The 19,390-nt window shown below is 52.5% G+C and carries 17 protein-coding genes; 16 read left to right on the top strand and 1 reads right to left on the bottom strand.

Going from position 1 to position 19,390, the window contains the following annotated elements; all coding sequences use genetic code 11:
• Positions 1-2 precede the first annotated feature (2 nt).
• From GKG36_RS01555 to GKG36_RS01590, 8 genes are all read left to right on the top strand, one after another.
• Positions 3-1,349 carry a restriction endonuclease subunit S gene (locus tag GKG36_RS01555; RefSeq protein ID WP_154258738.1) on the top strand — a complete coding sequence of 449 codons (1,347 nt, stop codon included), beginning with the start codon at positions 3-5 and terminating at the stop codon, positions 1,347-1,349.
• 4 nt (positions 1,350-1,353) lie between these two features.
• A complete protein-coding gene (locus tag GKG36_RS01560) occupies positions 1,354-1,917 on the top strand; it encodes a restriction endonuclease subunit S (protein WP_154258740.1) in 564 nt (187 codons plus the stop codon).
• A 4-nt stretch (positions 1,918-1,921) separates the two neighbouring features.
• On the top strand, positions 1,922-2,512 hold the full coding sequence (locus GKG36_RS01565) for a hypothetical protein (RefSeq protein WP_154258742.1): 591 nt from the start codon (positions 1,922-1,924) through the stop codon (positions 2,510-2,512).
• Entirely contained in the window at positions 2,478-5,615 is a 3,138-nt protein-coding gene (locus tag GKG36_RS01570; RefSeq protein ID WP_154258745.1) for a type I restriction endonuclease subunit R, read from the top strand. Before GKG36_RS01565 ends, GKG36_RS01570 begins: the two co-directional genes overlap by 35 nt.
• Entirely contained in the window at positions 5,612-6,610 is a 999-nt protein-coding gene (locus tag GKG36_RS01575; protein ID WP_112089908.1) for a hypothetical protein, read from the top strand. The genes GKG36_RS01570 and GKG36_RS01575 overlap by 4 nt, the downstream gene beginning before the upstream one ends.
• A gap of 387 nt (positions 6,611-6,997) precedes the next feature.
• Positions 6,998-7,333, top strand: a complete 336-nt coding sequence (locus GKG36_RS01580) for a hypothetical protein (RefSeq protein ID WP_154258747.1) — start codon at positions 6,998-7,000, stop codon at positions 7,331-7,333.
• A 113-nt stretch (positions 7,334-7,446) separates the two neighbouring features.
• On the top strand, positions 7,447-8,004 hold the full coding sequence (locus GKG36_RS01585; RefSeq protein ID WP_154258749.1) for a TetR/AcrR family transcriptional regulator: 558 nt from the start codon (positions 7,447-7,449) through the stop codon (positions 8,002-8,004).
• A gap of 264 nt (positions 8,005-8,268) precedes the next feature.
• Entirely contained in the window at positions 8,269-8,934 is a 666-nt protein-coding gene (locus GKG36_RS01590) for a hypothetical protein (protein ID WP_154258751.1), read from the top strand.
• 185 nt (positions 8,935-9,119) lie between these two features.
• Here the strand turns inward: GKG36_RS01590 and GKG36_RS01595 are convergent, their stop codons facing one another.
• Positions 9,120-11,075, bottom strand: coding sequence for a glycerophosphodiester phosphodiesterase family protein (locus tag GKG36_RS01595; protein WP_243138993.1), 1,956 nt, complete (start codon positions 11,073-11,075; stop codon positions 9,120-9,122).
• Positions 11,076-11,440: 365 nt separating this feature from the next.
• Between GKG36_RS01595 and GKG36_RS01600 the strand changes: the two genes are divergently transcribed.
• The 8 genes from GKG36_RS01600 to priA all read left to right on the top strand — a co-directional run bounded on the left by GKG36_RS01600 (position 11,441) and on the right by priA (position 19,384).
• Positions 11,441-12,760: a carboxyl transferase domain-containing protein gene (locus GKG36_RS01600; RefSeq protein ID WP_005940230.1), complete on the top strand. Its 1,320-nt coding sequence runs from the start codon at positions 11,441-11,443 to the stop codon at positions 12,758-12,760.
• A gap of 49 nt (positions 12,761-12,809) precedes the next feature.
• The gene (locus tag GKG36_RS01605) at positions 12,810-13,190 is read left to right on the top strand and encodes a biotin/lipoyl-containing protein (RefSeq protein ID WP_005940233.1); all 381 of its coding nucleotides are present in this window, start codon (positions 12,810-12,812) and stop codon (positions 13,188-13,190) included.
• Between the two features lie 16 nt (positions 13,191-13,206).
• A complete protein-coding gene (locus tag GKG36_RS01610) occupies positions 13,207-14,610 on the top strand; it encodes an oxaloacetate decarboxylase subunit alpha (protein WP_005940236.1) in 1,404 nt (467 codons plus the stop codon).
• A 185-nt stretch (positions 14,611-14,795) separates the two neighbouring features.
• On the top strand, positions 14,796-15,137 hold the full coding sequence (locus GKG36_RS01615; RefSeq protein WP_118528073.1) for a transposase family protein: 342 nt from the start codon (positions 14,796-14,798) through the stop codon (positions 15,135-15,137).
• 231 nt (positions 15,138-15,368) lie between these two features.
• Entirely contained in the window at positions 15,369-16,247 is an 879-nt protein-coding gene (locus tag GKG36_RS01620; protein WP_154258753.1) for a YicC/YloC family endoribonuclease, read from the top strand.
• A gap of 22 nt (positions 16,248-16,269) precedes the next feature.
• Complete coding sequence (locus GKG36_RS01625) at positions 16,270-16,551, top strand: DUF370 domain-containing protein (RefSeq protein ID WP_005940246.1); 282 nt, start codon at positions 16,270-16,272, stop codon at positions 16,549-16,551.
• Entirely contained in the window at positions 16,538-17,110 is a 573-nt protein-coding gene (gmk, locus tag GKG36_RS01630) for a guanylate kinase (protein WP_005940248.1), read from the top strand. The genes GKG36_RS01625 and gmk overlap by 14 nt, the downstream gene beginning before the upstream one ends.
• 21 nt (positions 17,111-17,131) lie before the next feature.
• On the top strand, positions 17,132-19,384 hold the full coding sequence (gene priA / locus GKG36_RS01635) for a primosomal protein N' (protein WP_154258755.1): 2,253 nt from the start codon (positions 17,132-17,134) through the stop codon (positions 19,382-19,384).
• The last annotated feature ends 6 nt before the right edge of the window (positions 19,385-19,390 follow it).

A 19,390-nucleotide genomic window follows, 5' to 3' on the forward strand; every position in this document is an offset into this window, starting at 1 on the left:
GGATGAGTAAACTGGATGAACTGATCCGGGAGCTTTGCCCGGATGGCGTTGAGTATAAAAGATTCGATGAAGTTTGCACATTAAATGCTCGAATTGGCTGGCAACGGCTAACGAAAGCAGAGTATATGAGCAAAGGCGACTACTTGCTTATAACAGGAACTGACTTTACTGAAACACATGAAATTGATTATAGTACTTGTGTATATGTGACGGAAGAGCGATACAAGCAAGACTCGAAAATTCAATTGAAAAATGGAGATATCCTAATAACCAAAGATGGAACTCTTGGTAAAGTAGCGCAAGTAAAGGGGCTTGAAATGCCAGCTACATTAAATGGTGGAGTCTTTGTTGTTCGCTGTAAAGATGGTTCGTTAGAGAATCGGTTCATTTTGCACTATCTGTTGTCTAATCATTTTCAAAGTGTTGTTGAGCAACAGAAAACAGGTTCGACAATTAGTCACTTAACACAAACACTTTTTTCAAGGCTGATGATACCAATTCCACCACTAGAAATTCAGCGTGAAATTGTCCGAATTTTGGATGATTATACGAAGAATGTAACGGAACTACAAAGACAGCTTGCGGCAGAAACGACAGCTAGAAAAACACAATACACGTATTATAGGGATGAGCTGCTTACGAATAATTATAATAGTAAAATAAAACGACTAGAAGAGTGCTGTGATTCAATAGCAGATGGCGATCATCAGGCACCGCCCAAAGCGGATAGTGGTATTCCGTTCATTACGATATCAGATATTGATGAACGACATGAAATTAACTTTAATGTAATAAAATATGTTCCGGATGAATACTATAATCGGTTGGCAGACAAACGCAGACCCCAAAAAGGCGATGTATTATACACGGTGGTAGGGTCATATGGAATCCCTGTATATGTAAAAGAAAATAAGAAGTTTGTATTTCAACGGCATATTGCAATATTAAGACCAAATAATGCAGTTATTGATTCACGGTATTTGTACCATGCAATGAATGGAACAGCATTCCATAGGCAGGCGGATTTGGCTGCAAAGGGTGCTGCGCAAAAGACAATAGGACTTGCATCATTGGCCAAAATGACAGTGCCTGTTCCACCCCTCGATGTCCAGAACCGCATTGTAAATGTATTGGACAACTTTGAGAAAGTCTGTTCTGACCTCAACATTGGTTTGCCCGCTGAAATTGAAGCCCGGCAGAAGCAGTACGAGTATTACCGTGATAAACTCTTGACATTTGCAGAAAATGGCAACACAATTTTGAGCAGAGCAGAGCAGAGCAGAGCAGAGCAGAGCAGAGCAGAGCAGAGCAGAGCAGAGCAGAGCAGAGCAGAGCAGAGCACTGATTAAGCTCATGCAGTATGTGTTTGGCTATGCGGTTGTTACGCTTGAAGATATTGCTGAAAATTGCGACAGTATGCGTAAACCTGTCACAAGTGGCAAACGTGAAGCGGGAGAGTACCCGTATTATGGGGCTTCTGGCATCGTGGATTATGTAAAGGATTATATCCTTGACGGGGATTACCTGCTTGTGTCAGAAGATGGCGCAAATCTTTTGGCAAGAAGTATGCCGATTGCGTTTTCTATTTCGGGAAAGAACTGGGTCAATAATCATGCGCACGTTTTGAAGTTTGGTTGCTACGAAACCAGACGGTTTGTAGAGTTTTATTTGAACTCGATTGATCTGGCTCCGTATATTTCGGGCGGTGCACAGCCTAAATTGAACCAGAAGAATTTGAACCGAATCGAAATTCCGCTTCCGAGTCAGGAACGGCAAAAATATATTGTGGATATTCTTGACCGTTTTGATTCTATCTGCAATGATTTGACCAGCGGCCTGCCCGCAGAGATTGAGGCAAGGCAAAAGCAGTATGAGTACTACAGGGATAAACTGCTGACGTTCAAAGAAAGAGGATGATGAGGTGACAACAGAGCAAGTTATATTGAGTGCGATTTTAACATTGACGGCATCCATTCTGACAGCATTTCTGACTTCTAAAATTACGCGAGATAATGAAATGCGAAAAATAATACATCAAAAAAGATTGGAGCTTTACCTTGAAGTTTTTGAACAGGTAGAGTTACTATTAAAAGATTGGAAAAAGATATTCGACAAAGAATACTTTGAAAAGATAGCATCATACAAGTCAAGAATGAAGTTGCTCGCTTCTGAAAAAACGACAGAAGAGTATAAAAAGTATTATGAGGTGCTGCGTACATCTGTAAATGAATACAAAAAGTTCAAAGACGACAATGATCCAGATCGGGCAGAGGATATGTACGAAGAGGATGAAGATGGCACAATATATCAAATATACTATCCCACAGATGAGGATTATAGCGAATATAGATATAAGATAGATTGCTATGAGAAAGAGCAAAAGAAACGTATGCCCTTAATGAGAGAGTATATTCAGAAAATAGTAGATGCAATGAGAACAGACTTGGGAAGTAATTTGGATAAGGAGAGCGCAATATATGATTTCGTTCAACGTTGTCGCAAGCACGAGTGAAGATACCGTTGTTGCCACCTATGAACCCTCCAAGGTGCGTTCTGACAGCTACCAAAGTGAGGCGGAACTGGAAAAAGAGTTTATCCGGCTGCTGTGCGAGCAGGGCTATACCTATCTGCCGCTGCATACCGAGGATGAACTGATTGCTAACCTCCGCAGCCAGTTGGAAGAGCTGAACCACTACCAGTTTTCCGATACGGAGTGGCAGCAGTTTTTCAGTGATGTAATTGCCAACCCCAACGAGCATATTCCCGAAAAGACTCGAAAGATTCAGGAAGACAATGTACAGGTGCTGCACCGGGATGATGGCAGCTCCAAAAATATCACGCTGATCGACAAGAAGAACATCCACAACAACCGCCTGCAGGTCATCAACCAGTATGAGGTAAAACAAGCAGACGGCGCACGGCATAATAACCGCTACGATGTGACGATTTTGGTCAACGGCTTTCCGCTGGTTCATGTGGAACTGAAGCGGCGCGGGGTGGCCATCCGGGAGGCGTTCAACCAGATCAACCGCTATCAGCGGGATTCGTTCTGGGCGGGCTGTGGTTTGTACGAGTATGTGCAGATTTTTGTGATCTCCAACGGCACAAATACCAAGTACTACTCCAACAGCACCCGCTACAATGCCATCAAGGATGCCAAACACGGCAAGACGAAAAAGGAAAAGACCAGCAATAGCTTTGAATTTACCTCCTACTGGGCTGATGCGAACAACCGCGTGCTGACGGATCTGATCGACTTTACCCGGACATTCTTTGCAAAGCACACGATTCTGAGCGTGCTGACCCGGTACTGCATCTTTACTTCAGAAAAGATGCTGATGGTGATGCGCCCATATCAGATCACGGCAACCGAGAGGATATTGAACCGCATCGAGATCGCCAACAACTACAAAAAGTATGGCAGCATTGAGGGCGGTGGCTACATCTGGCACACCACTGGCTCCGGCAAGACGCTGACCTCCTTCAAGACAGCGCGGCTGGCATCGCAGCTGCCCTACATCGACAAGGTGCTGTTTGTGGTAGACCGCAAGGACTTGGACTATCAGACCATGAAGGAATATGACCGCTTCGAGAAGGGAGCGGCAAACTCCAACACCAGCACCACGATTCTGAAACGCCAGTTGGAAAACCCGGAAGCACATATCATCATTACCACGATCCAGAAGTTGGCGACCTTTATCAAGAAAAATCCGGGGCATGAAGTCTACCAGAAGCACGTTGTGATCATCTTTGACGAGTGCCACCGCAGCCAGTTCGGTGATATGCACAAGGCCATTGTTCACAATTTCAAAAAGTACCACCTGTTCGGCTTTACAGGAACGCCAATTTTTGCAGTCAACGCAGGAAGCTCCACTGATCCGCGCTATTTCACCACGGCGCAGACGTTCGGCGACCAACTGCACACCTACACCATCGTGGATGCCATCAACGACAAGAATGTGTTGCCATTCCGTGTAGATTACATCAAGACGATGGATGCAGAGCCAGACATGGACGATAAACAGGTTTGGGATATCGACCGGGAAAAGGCGTTCATGGCACCCAAGCGTATTTCTCTGGTGACAAAGTACATCCTCGACCACTTCGACCAGAAAACCTATCGGGGAGACAAATCGTATGAGTTTAATCTGCTGACGAATGTGGCAGAGGTGGCCTCTGCCCAGCGTGGTGCAGTGGAGGAAATCAAGCGGAAGCAGCGCGTCAGCGGCTTCAACTCGATTTTCTGCGTGGCATCTGTGCCGATGGCAAAGCTGTATTATCAGGAGTTCAAAAAACAGATGGCGGCAGACCCAACCAAGCGGCTGCGCATTGCTACCATTTACAGCTATGGAGCCAATGAAGCGGAAACGGATGGCATTCTGGACGAGGAAAACCCGGAAGATACCTCCAACCTTGACCAAAGCAGCCGGGATTTTCTGGATGCAGCCATTCAGGATTACAACGAGATGTTCCACACGAACTACTCGACCGATGGCGAACGGTTCCAGAATTACTATAAAGATGTATCGCTCCGCATGAAGAATAAAGAACTTGACCTGCTGATCGTGGTCAATATGTTCCTAACGGGCTTCGATGCCACAACCCTGAATACCCTTTGGGTGGACAAGAACCTGAAGATGCACGGTCTGATTCAGGCGTTCAGCCGGACGAACCGTATCTTGAACAGCATCAAGACCTTTGGCAATATCGTCTGCTTCCGCAACCTGCAAAAGCGGGTAGATGCGGCAATTTCGCTGTTCGGAGATAAAAATGCGGGTGGCATCGTTCTACTGCGTAAATATGCAGACTATTACCACGGCTATACGGATGAGCAGGGAAAATACCATCAGGGTTACACCGACATGATCGATGACCTGACGCAGAAGTTCCCGCTGACAGAGCCGCAAATCGTCGGAGAGCAGAACCAGAAGGACTTTATCGTGCTGTTTGGTGCACTGCTGCGGATGCGGAACCTGCTGTCCTCCTTTGACGATTTCAAAGGCAACGAGATGATCTCGGAACGAGATTTACAGGACTATTTGGGCCGCTATCAGGATTTGCGGGATGAATGGCGCAACAAGAAGCATGATGAAACCAAAGAGGACATCACCGATGATGTGGTGTTTGAGGTGGAGCTGATTCGGCAGGTCGAAATCAACATTGACTACATCCTGATGCTGGTCAAAAAGTACCATGACACCCATTGCGATGACAAAGAGGTGCTCATCACGATTCGCAAGGCGATTGATGCCAGCCCGGAACTGCGCAGCAAAAAGCAGCTGATTGAAACCTTTATTGCAGGTGTCAACGATGTGGATGACGTGATGGCAGAGTGGAACACTTATGTGTCCGAACAGCGGGAGAAAGAGCTTACAAAGATCATCCAAGAGGAAAAGCTGAAGGAGCCGGAAACGCGCAAGTATCTGGCCAATGCGTTCCGTGACGGTGAGATCAAGACCGTGGGCACCGATATTGACAAGCTGATGCCGCCTGTTTCTCGCTTTGGCGGTGGTGGCCGTGCACAGAAAAAACAGGGTGTAATCGATAAGTTGAAGAGCTTCTTTGATAAGTTCTTTGGGATTGGTGGAAGCTCATTTGAGGAGGAAAAAACGTGACTAAAACAGAAAAGGCATTAGAAGCATGTGAGAAAGTCTTGAATGGTATAGAGGATAATGCCATAACGGTAACATCAGCACTGTTGCTATGTTTGAAAATTGCGAGATTGTTGAATGATACAGATGCGATAATCTGGCTTCAATATGAATATGGTGGGTACCCTAGAAATCAAGATGGCCATATTCAGCAAGATGCATGGCGGATAGCGTGGAAAAAAGGAAGGGGATACGTTGAGGACGGAAAAGAGCTTGTGTTTTCAGAGATAGCCTCAGAGCTTGAAGAGAAGATTGTGGCACAGCGTAGCGCGGTAAATAATTTTACTACTCAGGGAACTTCTGTTTCAGGAGAATGGGCAGCAATTGCAATGGACAAATTGACAATGACTGTATCAAATTCAACGGGAGCACTGGTTAGACAAATAGCATTGTCAGAAAAGCGTTTATCTATTCTGAAATCAAAGTATTATGATTTCGCACTCGAAAAACAGATTGAGATTTCCTTTGGAAATGTAGCAACAACAGTTTTTTCTGAGTATCGTGCAAGAGTAGAAAATGAATTCTCAAAAATTTCAAAGGAGAATCTTCTGAAGCTTCAAGCTATAGAAGATAAAATTAATTCGGATAATCCAGAGTTGTATTCGCAGGCGTTAACAACATGTCGGAGACTCTTTGAAGGCACGGCAAAAGAACTTTTTGACAAATACTTCCCAGACTATAAGGATAAAAAATATACAACGAAGTCTGGAAAGGAAATTGACGTTAGTGGAGAACACTATAAAAACAAACTTTCAGCGGTGATTGAAAGGTTAGAAGATAAGAGTCCATCTAAAAGTATGGTTGGAAGCAATGTGATTTATCTACTGGATTGGATGGATAATCTTACGGACTTGCAATGTAAGGGCGTTCATCATGAGGTGACAAGACAAGATGCGACACGGTGCATTATCCAAACCTATATTTGCTTGGGCGATATTTTAAGCCTTCAGGATGAATAATGGAATCATCCTTGATTTTGAATGAATCATCGGTTATAATACTCACAGAGATTCCACTGGTTGCGTGATACTATCCTGATACTAAAAAATCAGCAAGCCACATCTAGCACAGCAATCTCATGAAAAAGTGAACATTCAAGAATAGTCTTACTAAACAAATTTGTTTAGTAAGACTCCGAACTTACCGAGCTCGAATAATGGAATTACGCGAACTTTCAACGTTGCTATGAGCAAAATCGAAAGAAAAATCGCGCTGTGACATTAGTTTGACATTAAGCTGCGAAAAAGCACACAGAATTATAATTCAACGAGCCTTCGCAGTTTAACATTTGAGAATAATTTGAAAGCCCCGGAAAGTTACGAGTTTACGTTTCTTTCCGGGGCTTTTTGACATTATTGACATTAAGAAATGACCGTGACATTATCGAAAATAAGGCGCTGTTGCCTGACAGTGGGGTGATAATGGATCTTGAATCCGGCGGCACGGGCAGAGCATCAATGTGTAGCACGATTGCACAGATGAATGAGGAATTTTCCTTCAACGGAAAGCTGGAAGAGCACCTGCGAATCGGCTTTAATTTGGAATTTTTGAGCGAGGTTTTGAAGTCGATGGAAGGAGACGAGGTCAGCGCATGGGTGGTCGGCCATCTGTCCCCCGTAGCCAATGCAGAAACCTGTGTTTGGTTTGTAAACTTTCAGCTGATTCATAGTTTCCATTCGTGAACATGGCTCAAAGGGATAACCACAAAAATATAAACCTTTTATGAAATCCTCTTGACAAAGTGGGAACGGGCAGTATAATAAAAATGAACATTGTTCATATTGAGGGTGACCACATGAATACAATCGTAACCTCCAAGGAAGATATCTTAAAAAACAGCCGTGAGCTTATCCGAGAAAAGGGCTGGGCGGCGGTCAGTATCCGTTCTGTCGCCTCGGCATGCGGGGTCTCGGTCGGCTCGATCTACAACTATTATGACTCCAAGGCTGAGCTTATCAGCGCCACGGTCGAGAGCGTCTGGTGCGAAATTTTCCACCGCCCGCAGGACGAGGCCGTATTTCAGGATGTGCAGACCTGTGTCAAATGGATGTATGAGCGTATGTCCTACGGCTGTGAGCAGTATCCTGGATTCTTCACACTGCACTCTCTCGGCTTTATGCAGGAGGACAAGGCCGATGGCAAACGGCACATGCAGCAAATCTGGCACCATATCTTAAACGGTCTGTGCACGGTGCTGCAGCAGGATACCAAAATCCGTCCGGGCGCTTTTAACGCGCAATTCACCGTTGAAAAATTTGCCGATGTTCTATTTTCGCTGATGCTGTCTGCCTTGCTGCGGCAGGACTACGACCCCGCCGCTGTGCTGGAAATCGTGCGCAGAACCTTATATTGACCGCATTTTCTTCCCACACTGCTGTGGGAATTTTATAATGCCTAAAATGAACAATGTTCACTTAAAAGGGACACTCCTAGGAAAGTCCATCGCAGTATCCTATTGCTGCTCGCCTGCCTTGTGTGGAGCGCTGCCAGCTTCAACATCCTGCACTTTGGATGCAACTTTGCCAAGCAAGCCCTTGATGACCGTAAAAACGAAGTCGGCCCTGCAAAAAATGCAGTGTTACAATAAATTTGATCTATCAACAAGGAGCAATCAACTATGCAAGCAATCGTAGAAACTGTTTTTGATGCTGTGTATCTGGTATCCGTCATCACCATCGGTATCCTGATGATTCGTGGCTGCAAGGGCAGCCACCAGTTCAAGCTGTTCGGCCTGATGGCTGTCGTTCTGGGTGCCGGCGACTCGTTCCATCTGATTCCCCGTGCTCTGGCTCTATGCACCACGGGCTTTGAAAACTTTACCGTTCCTCTGGGTCTGGGTAAGTGGATCACCTCTGTGACAATGACTGTCTTTTATGTGCTGCTGTACTATGTATGGCGTGAGCGCTACCGGGTCAAGGGCAACAATGGCCTGACTGCCGCCATCTACGGTCTGGCTGCCGTGCGTGTTATCCTGTGCATGATGCCGCAGAACCAGTGGCTGAGCGCCGAATCCCCGCTGTCCTGGGGCATTTACCGTAACATTCCTTTTGCACTGATGGGCCTGCTGATCATCGTGTTGTTCTACCGCAGTGCCAAGGAGCATGACGACTCGGCTTTTCGCTGGATGTGGATGACCATCGTGCTGAGCTTCGGGTTCTACATTCCCGTTGTTCTTTGGGCCAATACCGTCCCCATGATCGGTATGCTGATGATCCCCAAGACCTGTGCCTATGTGTGGACCGTTCTCATCGGTTATTCTGCTATGAAGAAGGAATGTAAGTGATTTGTTCACAGTACCGATTTATGAAATAAATTGCTTCGTAAAGATCCAAGCTTACCGAATTGGAATGATCTTACTTGATAAAACTGGATCAGGTAAACTTGTAAGCCCCCTGCCGGTGATGAACTGGCAGGGGGCTTTTTATGTGTGTACGGGTAGTTTAACAGAATACTTGATGTTTGCCGTGATTACGACGCATCCAGCAATTCGTCCGGGTCCTCGATGGCTTCTTCGATGGTCTCTTCCTCAGGAGTGGGTTCATCGACATCGGACGGAGCGAACAGGTCACGGATGAAGTCGCGCAGGAGGACGAGGCTGTTGTCAAGGTCGGCATCCTCGCTCAGCAGCTGCTGGATCATATCCGGCTTATCGGTGATCAGGTCGTCCACGCCGATGCTCAGCAGTTCGCTGGCATCCTCTTCGCGGTTGACGGTCCATGCGGAGATCGTCTTGCTGCGCTTATGGATCTGCTGCACCATACCGGAGGTGATAAAGGTGGACTGTACGCTGAAGAAATCTGCGGCAGGCAGATCGTAATAACTGCCCACGCCCAGTGCAAGGATATAGCCGGTCCGGATCTCCGGTGCCAGCTCCTTGACCTTGCAGAGGGTTTCATAACTCTGCGAGGTGATGGTGCAGTCCTGCGCAAAGCCTTTTTCGCGGATGATGCGGATGGTTTCCGCTTCCAGCTCCGGGGTGGCGGCATTGGGCTTGATCTCAATGTTCAGCTGGATCTTACCTTTGCACAGGTCCAGCACTTCTTCCAGTGTGGGAACTTTGGCACCAGTGTACTTCTGGCCGAACCAGCGCCCGGCATCCAGCTTGCGAACCTCGTTATAGGTCAGGTCGTAGATGTTCTCGTTGCGGCCGGTGCAGCGGCGCAGGCTGGTATCGTGGGTCACCATGACCACGCCGTCCCTGGTCATCTGCACATCCAGCTCGGCCCACTCGCAGCCCTGATCGATGGCCAGCTGGAAAGCGGGCAGGGTGTTTTCCGGTGCGGCAGCGGAGTAGCCGCGGTGCGCGGTGACTACCGGCGCAACGCCGCCCAGCATGGAGAGCAGCTCGTCGTCTCTGGGCAGGGCAAGGTAACAGAATGCCAGCGCAAAGGTGAGCAGAGTAGCACCCGCAACCGATGCACCCAGAAGCAGCCTGCCGGTGGAACGGTGATGCTTTCCGCTCTGGACCGGCTCCGGCTCAGAGGGGAGAGACTCCCGCAGGCGGCAGTGCAGCATGGCGAGGATCGTGCACTGCGCCATGGTGATGGCGCAGTCGATCAGGAACTGGAAGAAAGGCATCTCAATGGCCAGCGCCGCGCGGGACAGTGCAAACATGGCCTGTGTGCTCTGCAGCCCGACCGCAATGATGATGCCGTACAGCGGCACGGCAACCGCTGCCGTCAGCAGCAGGGAACGCAGGACGACCGAGAGGTTCCAGCGCAGCAGCAAAAGAAAAGCACGGAAGACGCGCCTGCGGATGCAGCAAAAGCTTTCCTTTATCGACTGCCACAGGCTTTTGCGCTCCAGCACGAACAGCGGCAGCACCAGCACCCAGCTGACACAGAGGAACAGCAGGGCAGCACCGGCAGCCAGATAGAGCAGGTAATACCGGCTGTTTGCCCGGATGACACCCATGATGTATTCCGGCACGGCAAGCTGCGTGATATAGTTATAGGCGAGGAAAAAATTGGTGAACGGGATCAGCACGGCACTGTAGACCAGAACGAGCCAGTTCTGCGGCAGGAATGCGTGGCGGATATCTGCAAGAGAGGTGCGCAGCAGGGCAGGCAGGCGGATCGTTTCGCCCTTGCGGGCAAGATCCAGCCCATGCAGCAGGACGGAAAACTCATACAGCGCCCAGAACGCGGTCAGGATGGCAATGAGCGTGATGCACAGGATGATCGCAGGGGAGGAAAAGATATCGGAAGCATTGTTGTTGCTCAGGTAGTGCATGGGTGCGAACCGCAGCGTGAGCGACCAGAGCTGCTGCATCAGGGGGACGAACAGCAGGTTCGTTGCAGCCTTATACAGGACGATGACCGCGAGCAGGGGAATCTCGGCGCGGCGGATGATAGCCCGGGCGGAGTGCTTCATGGAGTTGTAGGTTTCGTTGGAGGCGCGGAGTGAAGTGAGCAGATCTTTCAATTTGACATGGCCTTCCTTTTATATTCTGCAAAATGACCCGCCCCGAAGCTTCCCGGCGGGCTGTTCTGCGAAAAAAATTTACATATTAAATATAGTGTAACATAACTTCTTATAAAATAAAATGCAGCAGGGACAGACAGAATCCACAAAATTGAAAGAGAATTTTTGGCAGCTGAGTATGCGGCGCAAAATGCCCGCAAAAAGGCGAGAAAGCGGAGAAACGATGAATCGTTAAAAAATTGTAGAACTTTGCCGACAGATGTTGATTCGCATGGACTTTTATAGAATCTCTTGCATTTTTATGGAAAATTCAGTATAATAAAACTAATTTTGAAAGCTCACACAGACAACCAGGAGGTCTTACCATGGCTTCAAAGATCAATAAGGGAGAAATCCTCGCCAAGTTTTTTGATGACGGGGAATACACTGCACTGTTTGCTGACGGTGCAGTGAGCGCTGCCTGCGGCTATGCGGCAGGTCAGCAGGCTTACGCTGTTTACCAGAACGGCGAAGCTGTTACCGTAAAGGATGTTGAAAAGAACATCAAAGTTCTGGAGATGGCAGCTCAGACTGGCTGCCCGGTCGTCACCTTCTACAACTCCGTCGGCGCAAAGCTGGCTGAGGGTCTGGACGTGCTGACCGCCAGCGCAAAGCTGAATGCGCAGATCGCAAAGGTTTCCGGCGTGATCCCGCAGGTGGCTGTTGTTCTGGGTGTCTGCGGCGGCACCAGCGCACTGAGCGCTGCCAATGCAGATGTCTGCATCATGGCTGAGGGCGCAGAGCTGTTCTTCACCGCTCCGTTCACCTCTGCTGCCAAGGGCGACAAGGTGGCCGATGCCGGCACCGCAGCCGCCGCTGCAAAGGCTGGTGTGGCCGCCATTGTGGCACCCACTGCTGAGGAAGCTGCCGAGAAAGCTGCTCACATCGTGGGCCTGCTGCCGGCCAACAACCTGACCGGCCCTGCGATCTTTGAGTTCGAGCAGCCCACTGCTGCTCTGGCTGCCGGTGCAGAGCCTGCAAAGGCTGCTGCTGCCGTGGTCGATAAGGACAGCGCTGTGGAGCTGTATGCAGGCTTTGGCAAGTCTGTTTACACCGCATTTGCCACCGTGGGCGGCAACGCCGTGGGCGTTGTGGCCACCGGCAAGACCCTGTGCCACAACTGCGTGGCCAAGGCTTCCCGCTTTGTGCGCCTGTGCGATGCCTTCAGCGTGCCGGTGATCACCATTGTAGATACCGAGGGCTTTGTGCCCAGCGCGACCGACGACATTGCAGGCGGCATCCGTGAGGCTGCCCGTCTGGCTGCTACCTATGCCGACGCTACCACCGCAAAGGTGGCTGTGCTGGCTGGCAAGGCCGTCGGCCCTGTTTACACCGCTCTGGCTGCTGCCGATCTGCGCATTGCCGTGGCTGGCTGCACCGTCAGCGCACTGGAACCCAGCGCAGCGGTCAGCGTCCTGTACAAGGAAGAGATCGATGCTTCCGACAACATCATTGCAGCCACCAACGCAAAGGCTGCTGCTTACACCGCTGAGGTGTGCAGCGCAGCAAATGCAGTTGCCTGCGGCGCTGCTGACCTGACCTGCGATGCAGCCAATGTGCGTGCAAGCGTTGTTGCCGCACTGGAACTGCTGAGCACCAAGCGTGCTGCCCGCCTGCCCAAGAAGCACGGCAACATGGCTCTGTAATCGTCTGTATAAATCTTTTTGATACGATTTTGATTTGGAGGATCCTTCCATGAAGTACTACAATATTACCGTCAATGGCGTTGCTTACAGCGTCTCCGTGGAGGAGACTGCCGCTGGTGCTGCTCCGGTTGCTGCTGCAGCTCCTGCCGCACCCGCTGCTCCTAAGGCTGCTCCGGCTCCCGCTGCTGCTCCCAAGGCTGCTGCAGGCGCTGCTGGTGCCGTTGCCGTCAAGGCTCCCATGCCCGGCAACATTCTGGATGTCAAGGTCAAGGCCGGTGCATCCGTGAAGGCTGGCGACGTGCTGGTGATCCTGGAGGCCATGAAGATGGAGAACGAGATCGTTGCTCCGCAGGATGGCACTGTGGCTTCCATCAACGTCAACAAGGGCGACACCGTCAACTCCGGTGACGTTCTGGTTTCCATGAACTAAGGGAGAGGTGACAATCATGGCCAAAAAGCCGATCAAGGTTACTGAGGTCGTCCTGCGCGATGCCCACCAGTCTCTGCTGGCCACCCGCATGACCATGGATGAGATGCGTCCCATCCTGCCGGAAATGGATAAGATCAACTACTTCTCCGTGGAGTGCTGGGGCGGCGCTACGTTCGACAGCTGCATCCGCTTTCTGGACGAAGACCCGTGGGAGCGCCTGCGCATCCTGCGCAAGGAGCTGCCCCACCAGAAGCTGCAGATGCTGTTCCGCGGCCAGAACATGCTGGGCTACCGCCCCTACGCAGACGATGCCGTTGAGTACTTTGTGCAGAAGTCTGTTGCAAACGGCATCGATGTGATCCGTATTTTCGATGCACTGAACGATCCGCGCAACCTGCAGACCGCCATCAAGGCAGCCAACAAGGAAGGCGCTCATGTGCAGGGCTGCATCAGCTACACCCTCAGCCCCGTGCACAACAACGAGTACTTTGCAGCCTACGCCAAGACCTTGGAGGAGATGGGCGCAAACTCCATCTGCATCAAGGATATGGCCGGTCTGCTGACCCCCTATACCTGCTACGATCTGGTGAAGAAGCTGAAGGAGACCGTCAGCATCCCTGTTGACATCCACAGCCACTACACCGCAGGTCTGGCTTCCATGTCCATCCTGAAGGGCATCGAGGCAGGTGCCGACATCATCGATACCGCCATGAGCCCCCTGAGCCTGGGCACCAGCCACATGCCCACCGAGAGTCTGGTCGCTGCCCTGCAGGGCACCGATTACGACACCGGTCTGGATCTGAAGCAGCTGAACGTTGTGCGCGCATACTTTGCAAAGCTGCGCGAGAAGTACATTGCCAACGGCCAGATCAGCCCGAAGAGCCTCGGCGTGGATGCAAACACCCTGCTGTATCAGGTGCCGGGCGGCATGTTCTCCAACATGCTCAAACAGCTGAAGGATGCCGGCAAGGAAGATAAGCTGGACGAAGTGCTGGCAGAGATCCCCCGCGTCCGCGAGGATGCAGGCTATCCGCCGCTGGTCACCCCCACCAGCCAGATCGTTGGTACGCAGGCTGTGTTCAACGTGATCCTGGGCGAGCGCTACAAGATGGTCACCAAGGAGTTCAAGGGTCTGGTCCACGGTGATTACGGCAAGACTCCCGCTCCCATCAAGCCCGAGTTCACCAAGAAGATCCTGGGCGACGAGCAGCCCATTACCTGCCGCTTTGCTGATACTCTGGCTCCTGAGATGGACAAGCTGAAGGCAGAAGCTGCCAAGTGGGCAACGCAGGAAGAGGATGTGCTGACCTACGCAATGTTCCCGCAGGTGGCACCCAAGTTCTTTGAAAAGCGCAATGCCAAGAAGCAGGGCGTGGACGGCGACCATGTGGACTACACCAATCAGTCTCATCCCGTCTGATCTTTCATAACGGATTCCGGAGCTTCTCGCTTTTGCGGCGGGAGGCTCCTTTTTGTGTTTTGCACCGGATCTGGCCCCAAAAATGGGCGGCGGCTCATTGACATGAAAATCCATCCATTTTATAATGAATCAAAATGGATGCAGCCGACACCCGGGCATCCCCGGAAAAAGAAGAGGTGATCTGCATGAGAAGCATCACGGTACAGCGCCTTGCGGAATTTACAGAGCAGGATTATGAATTTACCTTCGGCATCACCCGGAAGGAATTTGCCCAGATGCTGGAAGCACTGAATGCGGCTTATTGCAAGGAGCACCGGCGCAGGCCGCATTTTACCAAGATCACAATGCAGGATAAGCTGGTGCTGACTTTGCTCTACCGCCGCGAGTACCGCAGCATGGAGAACATTGCGGCAGAATACGGTGTCTCCCGCGATACCATTGCGGACAATATCCACTGGGTGGAGCGCGCACTGCTGAACGCAAATCTGCTGCAGAACAGCGTGACCTGCGTATATAAAACCAACTGAAACAGGCTCTGATACAGGATCGGAAGATTTTGTATCAGAGCTTTTTTGCTTTGCACCGTGTATTGCGGCCGGTTTTGGCGGCGGCACGCAACAGTGCACCTTGAATTTTGGGCCGAAGAATAGTAAAATGAAACTATATGTATCGTAACATGGGTTTGTGTACCCAAAGGCGGATACGTATACCGAAACTTGTAAGCTGAAACACTGAAAATGTAAGAACAGGAGAGCGTTATGATCTTAAGCATGACCGGCTTTGGCCGGGGGACTGCTGTGCGCAATGGCCGTGAGATCACGGTGGAGCTGCGCAGCGTGAATTCCCGCTACTTTGAGTATTCTTCGCGCATCCCGCGCACCTGCAGCTATCTGGACAGCCGCCTGAAAAAGCAGCTCAACGAGCGCATCACCCGCGGCAAGGTGGAGCTGAGCATGACCGTGCAGAATGTGGACGCTGCCGATACGGTGGTGGCCGTCAACATGGAGCTGGCACGCAGCTACCAGCAGGCCATGCGGGATATTTCGGAACAGCTGGGTGTCAAGAACGATATCTCTGCGGGCGTGCTGACCCGCTTCCCGGATGTGCTCACCACCCGCCACGCGGATGTGGACGAGGAACAGCTGTGGGAAGATGTTTCTGCCGTTACCGCACAGGCGCTGGACCGCTTTGTGGAGATGCGCGCCGCCGAGGGTGCCAAGATGAAGGCAGACGTGGAAAACCGCCTGAACTTCCTCGAGGAGTGCGTGGGCAGGGTGGAGACTTTGAGCGCAGGCCGCGTGGAAGCCTACACCAACCGCCTGTACGAGAAGCTCAAGGTCATTCTGGAGGACCGCGATGTCGACGATGCCCGCGTGCTGACCGAGGCCGCTATTTTTGGCGATAAGACCGCTGTGGATGAAGAGACGGTGCGCCTGCGCAGCCACATTGCGCAGTACCGCGATATCCTCAAGCTGGACGAGCCGGTGGGCCGCAAGTTGGACTTTTTGACGCAGGAGCTGAACCGCGAGACCAATACCATCGGCTCCAAGTGTCAGGATCTGGATATCACCCGCATCGTGGTGGATATGAAGGCGGAGATCGAAAAGATCCGCGAACAGATCCAGAATCTGGAGTGATACAGAAAATTCGGAGGGGTTTATGAAGCTCATCAACATCGGGTTTGGCAATATGGTCAGTGCAGGCCGTGTGGTGGCAGTGGTCAGCCCGGATTCCGCCCCGGTCAAGCGCCTTGTAAAGGAAGCGCGGGAGCGCGGAATGCTGATCGATGCATCCTATGGCCGCAGCACCCGTGCAGTGCTTATCATGGACTCCGATCATGTGGTGCTCTCGGCGCTTCAGCCGGAAACGGTGGCCAACCGTGCGGCAGGGCAGGAGGGCAAAACACCAGCAGAGGAGGAACAGACCCATGGCGAACGATAAATATTTGTTTGTGGTCTCCGGCGCGGCCGGTACCGGCAAGGACAGCGTGGTGAAGGCACTGCGCGAAGCACACCCGGAGATCGAAAAGACTGTTTCCGCCACCACCCGCGCACCGCGTCCCGGTGAGCAGGAGGGCGTGGATTATTATTACCGCACCCGGGAGCAGTTCCAGCAGCTGATCGAGAACGATCAGGTGGTGGAGCACAACTTCTACAACGGCAACTACTACGGTACCCTGCGCGAGGAAGTGGACAAGCGCCTTGCAGCCCGGAAGGTGGTCGTTCTGGTCATCGATGTGCACGGTGCAGCGAACATCCGCCGCATGTTCCCGGGCGCGACCACCGTGTTCCTGCTGCCGCCGTCGGTGGAGGAGCTGGAGCGCCGTCTGCGGGGCCGCGGCACCGAGACCGAGGACAGCATTCAGGAGCGTCTTGCCACCGCCCGACAGGAGCTGGCCCAGCAGGATAAATTCACCCTGAAGCTGGTTAACGACCAGGTCGATACCTGCGCCGATGCACTGTATCAGGCCATCTGCCAGCGCATTGGTGCCGCAGAATAACATTTTGAAGGAGCTGGACGAATGCCCAAAACGGTAGGCGTTGCCGTCAGCAATGCGACCTTCCACTTTGATAAGCTTTATACCTATGCCGTCATGCCGGATCAGCAGAATGCGGTAAAACTTGGCAGCATGGTGCTGGTGCCCTTTGGCCGCGGCAGCCGCGCCCGCATGGGCGTGGTGCTGGCCTGCGATGCCGAACCGGAAAGCGCGAAGCTGAAATATCTTTTCGACGTGGCCCCGGCATCCGCCTGCCTGACCCCGGAACTGCTGCGGCTGGTGCACTTTTTGAAGGAGCGCACCTTCTGCACCTATTACGAGGCGGTCAAGGCGGTCATTCCCTATGGTGCACAGTACAAGCCTGCCGTGGCGGCAGACGGCGTAACGCCGGTGCTGCAAAAGCAGCTCACCCGCCACACCGAGAACTCCTACCGCCTTGTGGGCGGGCTGCCGCCGAAGCCGACAGCCAAGCAGCTGGCGGCAGTGGCATTGCTGGGCGGCGGGCCCCGCACCCTGAACGAGCTGGAAGACAAGGGCATCAGCCGTGCCGTGCTGGATAACCTGTGCGCCAAAGGCGTGCTGGAATGCAGCAAGGTGAATAAATCCATCGACCTGTATTCGTCCATTCCGCTGAAAAACGAGCCGATCACCCTCACGCAGGAGCAGCAGGCGGCTTACGATGCTCTGCTGGCAAAGCTGGAAGATGATGCACCCCACTCGGCGCTGCTCTACGGCGTGACCGGCAGCGGCAAAACGCTGGTGTTCTTAAAACTCATTGCCCGCTGTCTGGAGCAGGGCAGGCGTGCGCTGGTGCTGGTGCCGGAGATCAGCCTGACCCCGCAGATGATCCTGCGGCTCAAGAGTCAGTTTGGCCGCCGGGTGGCGGTGCAGCACTCTGCCCTCAACCACACCGAACGCCTTTTGCAGTGGCAGATGATCCAGGACGGCGGCGCAGACATCGTGGTGGGTACCCGCAGTGCCATCTTTTCGCCGCTGGAAAACATCGGGCTCATCATCATCGATGAGGAGCAGGAGCACACCTACCGCTCGGAATCCGCGCCCCGCTATTCTGCCCACGAGGTGGCCCGGCAGCGCGCGGCGGAAAACGGTGCATTGCTTCTGCTGGCAAGCGCCACCCCCAGCACCGAGAGCTTTTACGCGGCCCAGCATGGCCGCACCCAGCTGGTGCGGCTGACCCAGCGCTACGGCGGCAACCCGCTGCCCACGGTGCAGATCGTGGACATGCGCGCAGAGCTGGCGGCAGGCAACCCGCGGGAGATCAGTCTGTCGCTGGAAGATGCCATCCGCCGCAATCTGGATGCAGGCAAGCAGACCATTTTGCTGCTGAACCGCCGGGGCTACCAGACTATGGCCCAGTGCGAGGACTGCCGCGAGGTGCTCAAGTGCACAAAGTGCAGCGTGCCGATGGTGTACCACAAAGCGGCGCACAAGGTATTGTGCCACTACTGCGGCAGCCAGATGGAACCGCCCACCGTCTGCCCCGCCTGCGGCGGCAAGCTGCAGTACCGGGGCTTTGGCACCCAGAAAGCCGAGGAAGAGCTGGCAAAGCTGTTCCCGGATGCGCGGGTGCTGCGCATGGATCAGGATTCCACTGCCGCAAAGGATGCCCACGAAAAGCTGCTGGCAAGGTTTGCGAACCACGAATATGACATCATGGTGGGCACCCAGATGGTGGCCAAGGGACTGGATTTTGAGGATGTGACCCTTGTGGGCGTGCTGGGCATCGACTCGCTGCTGTTTGCGCAGGGCTTCCGCGCGTATGAGAACGTGTTCAGCCTCATCACGCAGGTGGTGGGCCGCAGCGGACGGGCCAGAGACCCGGGCTTTGCCATCATCCAGACCACCGACCCCGATAACCCGGTGCTGAACCTTGCCGCCGCGCAGGACTACGATGCCTTTTTTGAGCAGGAGATCGCCTACCGCAAGCTGGGCCTGTACCCGCCCTTCTGCGGGCTGTGCGTCATTGGCTTTGCAGGCGCAAAGGAGATCGAGGTGGCACGGGCGGCGGCGCGCTTTGCGGCCCTGCTGGGCCAGCAGGCGGCAAAACAGCCGGACCTGCCGCTGCGGGTGCTTGGCCCCACGCCCGGCAGCATTGAAAAGATCAACGACACCTACCGCTACAAACTTACCATCAAGTGCCGCAACGACCGCCGCTTCCGCGACCTCGTGCGCAGCACACTGGAAAGATACGAACAGGAAAAACTTCCGTCCAAGGCCACCGTTGCGGTGGACCTGCACTCGGACGGTGACATCTGATTTGGA

It is taken from the genome of Faecalibacterium sp. BIOML-A1, assembly GCF_009679715.1.
GTDB lineage: Bacteria > Bacillota > Clostridia > Oscillospirales > Ruminococcaceae > Faecalibacterium > Faecalibacterium taiwanense.

Coding starts and splice junctions, on each gene's coding strand:
- GKG36_RS01570 (WP_154258745.1), top strand. CDS start 2,478: ATGATTTCGTTCAACGTTGTCGCAAGCACGAGTGAAGATACCGTTGTT.
- GKG36_RS01610 (WP_005940236.1), top strand. CDS start 13,207: ATGGCCAAAAAGCCGATCAAGGTTACTGAGGTCGTCCTGCGCGATGCC.
- GKG36_RS01600 (WP_005940230.1), top strand. CDS start 11,441: ATGGCTTCAAAGATCAATAAGGGAGAAATCCTCGCCAAGTTTTTTGAT.
- priA (WP_154258755.1), top strand. CDS start 17,132: ATGCCCAAAACGGTAGGCGTTGCCGTCAGCAATGCGACCTTCCACTTT.
- GKG36_RS01615 (WP_118528073.1), top strand. CDS start 14,796: ATGAGAAGCATCACGGTACAGCGCCTTGCGGAATTTACAGAGCAGGAT.
- GKG36_RS01590 (WP_154258751.1), top strand. CDS start 8,269: ATGCAAGCAATCGTAGAAACTGTTTTTGATGCTGTGTATCTGGTATCC.
- GKG36_RS01560 (WP_154258740.1), top strand. CDS start 1,354: ATGCAGTATGTGTTTGGCTATGCGGTTGTTACGCTTGAAGATATTGCT.
- GKG36_RS01620 (WP_154258753.1), top strand. CDS start 15,369: ATGATCTTAAGCATGACCGGCTTTGGCCGGGGGACTGCTGTGCGCAAT.
- GKG36_RS01585 (WP_154258749.1), top strand. CDS start 7,447: ATGAATACAATCGTAACCTCCAAGGAAGATATCTTAAAAAACAGCCGT.
- GKG36_RS01605 (WP_005940233.1), top strand. CDS start 12,810: ATGAAGTACTACAATATTACCGTCAATGGCGTTGCTTACAGCGTCTCC.
- GKG36_RS01555 (WP_154258738.1), top strand. CDS start 3: ATGAGTAAACTGGATGAACTGATCCGGGAGCTTTGCCCGGATGGCGTT.
- GKG36_RS01625 (WP_005940246.1), top strand. CDS start 16,270: ATGAAGCTCATCAACATCGGGTTTGGCAATATGGTCAGTGCAGGCCGT.
- gmk (WP_005940248.1), top strand. CDS start 16,538: ATGGCGAACGATAAATATTTGTTTGTGGTCTCCGGCGCGGCCGGTACC.